The 2628-nt window shown below is 70.4% G+C and carries 3 protein-coding genes; all 3 read right to left on the reverse strand.

Annotated elements, in window-relative coordinates:
* Positions 1-340, reverse strand: a 340-nt coding sequence (locus JOY90_RS20300) for a precorrin-8X methylmutase (protein ID WP_291692889.1), incomplete at its 3' end; no start/stop codon positions are given.
* The gene (cobG, locus tag JOY90_RS20305; RefSeq protein WP_291692890.1) at positions 340-1503 is read right to left on the reverse strand and encodes a precorrin-3B synthase; all 1164 of its coding nucleotides are present in this window, start codon (positions 1501-1503) and stop codon (positions 340-342) included. The genes JOY90_RS20300 and cobG, both read right to left, overlap by 1 nt.
* A partial coding sequence (locus tag JOY90_RS20310; RefSeq protein WP_291692891.1) for a cobaltochelatase subunit CobN occupies positions 1500-2628 on the reverse strand: 1129 nt, incomplete at its 5' end. The genes cobG and JOY90_RS20310, both read right to left, overlap by 4 nt.

The following is a 2628-nucleotide window of genomic DNA, read 5'->3' on the forward strand; positions in this document are numbered from 1 at the left end:
TGTTGTGCATGGATTCGGCAAGCGCCGGCACTGCGGCATCGCCGAGCGTGCAGATGATTTCGTTGCGCGCGGGCAGGCGTACACGGGTAATTCCTTCCGAGACCATGCGGGCGTCGCACAGGATCGGCGCGCCGTCGCGCAGCGCGGCGCGCGCCGCGACCGCCATGCCCGGCGTGAAGCGGATGTGCGCTTCGAGCCCGACCATGCCGGCGGCATGGATCATGCGCACCACGACCGGCTCCTCCTCGGCAGTGAAGCGTGCCAGATCGGCCTCGCGCCGAATGGTCGCAAAGGATTGCCGGTAGATCGCCGCGCCATCGGTCTCGTAGGCGTGCGGCATCAGCGCGCTCCGAGCCACACAGAGGGATCGGCGAGGATGTCCTCGGGATCGATCCCGCGCATCATCGGCACGTCGCGCGCGCTGCCGTGCCGAACGAGATCGAAACCATCAGCGCTTCCCACCAGCGTGACCGCAGCCGTCGCCGGATGAGCACAACCCTTGGCGCAGCCGGAGACATGAAGACGCGCGTTCGCCGGGACATGCGGCGCAAGCGCCGCCGCGAATCGGCGCGTTTCCGCGAATGCCTGCGGGCAAATCGGCGCGCCGGTGCAGGCGACCACCCGCAACAGCGGATCGTCCGGCTGCGTCACGAGGCCCTCGCACTCGGGCGCTTCCTGCAGGCCTTCGACCAGCAGCATGCGCCACGGCGTCAGACGCAGGCCCGGCGCAAGGCTCGAAAGATAGGCCAGCGTCTCCGCCTGTAGCTGACCGAAGGCAAAGCCGACGAGCACGCCATTGACGCAAGGTCCGGGCGCCGGCCGGGCGAGTGCGCCGGCCGGCTGCGTCTCTCCGGCCAGCATGTCGGGAAGCCTCGCACCACTCGCGACATGCGCAGCCATGCGGCCTCTTCCATGGTCCGCGCCGCCGGAGGCGATGAACCATTCGGCGAGCGCGAGCGCGCCCGGAACGAGGCTGCTTCGCGACAGCCTTCGGCCGCGCGAGGCGCCGTCCGCACGCAGGATCACGCCGCCATCGTGTCCGCGCTCGATCCGGATATCGGCCGGCGCCTGCGCCAGCGCGCGATGCTCGCCGCAATCGACCGCGAAGCCGAATTTCTCCGGCAGCCCGATCGGATGCGCCGCGAGCGCCTGTTCGAGTTCCCCCGCGAACGACGGCGTATCATCGCGTTGCGTCCAGAATGGCGCGACCAGGATGTTGCGCTGGGCTTCCGATTGCAGCGCGGCATCGACCAGCCCGAGCTGGTCGAGCCCTTCGACCAGCGGCCGATGGCTCGCTTCCGAGACGCCGCGGATTTGCAGATTGGCGCGGCCGGTCAGGTCGAGGACGCCGTTGCCGCAGCGTTGCGACAGACCGGCGATACCGGCCGCCTGCGCCGCGGACAGCCGGCCGCAGCGCGGCCTGATCCGGACCACGAGCCCGTCGCCCGACGGCATCGGCCGCAGCGCGCTCGGACACCAGCCTTTGATGGCGAATTTACTCATGACGCCCGCCGCAACGACGCCGCGATGGAATTGCGCCGCGTCAGCCACAGCGATGCCGCGTGCAGCCGGGCGAAGCAATCCTCGATCGCGGCGAACGCCTGCGGATTCTCCCGCGCGAGGAACCGGCAAACATCCTCGTTGCCGAGGGTCGCCTCGTAATAGAGGTCGAACAGATGCGACGGCACGACGTCGGCCAGGTGCGCGAATGCCGCCATGTGCTCCAGCGTCGCCGCGATCTCGGCGGCGCCGCGGAAGCCGTGCCGCATCATGCCGGCGATCCAATCCGGATTGGCGGCGCGCGCACGCACCACGCGGACGATCTCCTCCGTCAGCGTCCGCGCGCGCGGCATCTCCGGCCGGGTCGCATCGAGATGATAGAGCGCGGGCCTGGAGCCGAGCTTTGCGGCGGCAGCCGCCACGCCGGCTTCGTGGGCCGGATAGTCCGCGGCAAGCAAGAGATCGGTCTCGGGCAGGTCCTGCACATGGACGAAAGCGTCGGCGCGGGCCAGTCGCGCCTCGATGCCGGCGCGGTCCGGCGTCGCCGTGCCGTGGGCCGTGAACGACCAGGACGACGCCGCAAGCCAGGCCTCGCCCGCTTCATCACGCGCAGCGCGCGCGAACGCGTCGCGGGAAGCGATGCCGCCGACGCCATAATGGCCGGGTCGCGGCCCGAAGACGCGCGGCGCCCGCGCGATGAACGGATTTTCCGCGCCTTCCCATTCACGTTGCGACAGCGCTTCCGCAGCCGCATCGAACAATTGCGCGAGCGGCGCGAAGACGTCGCGGAACAGCCCGGAGATGCGCAAGGTCACGTCGATCCGCGGGCGGCCGAGTTCGGCGGCTGCGATGATCTCGAAGCCGGTGAGGCGGCCGGAGACCTGGTCCCAGCGCGGCGCGACGCCGGCAAGATGCAGCGCCATGGCAAACTCCTCGCCGCCGGTGCGCATCGTCGCCGAGCCCCAGAGGTCGACGATGAGGCCCTTCGGCCAGTCGCCGTGTTCCTGCAGATGGCGGCGCAACAGTTCCTCGGCGAGCTTGATGCCCTGCGCATGCGCCGAGCGCGTCGGCACCGCGCGCGGATCGATCGCGTACAGGTTGCGCCCCGTGGGCAGCACGTCGCCGCGC

Origin of the sequence: Bradyrhizobium sp., assembly GCF_019242285.1 — a bacterium.
Taxonomy (GTDB): domain Bacteria; phylum Pseudomonadota; class Alphaproteobacteria; order Rhizobiales; family Xanthobacteraceae; genus Bradyrhizobium.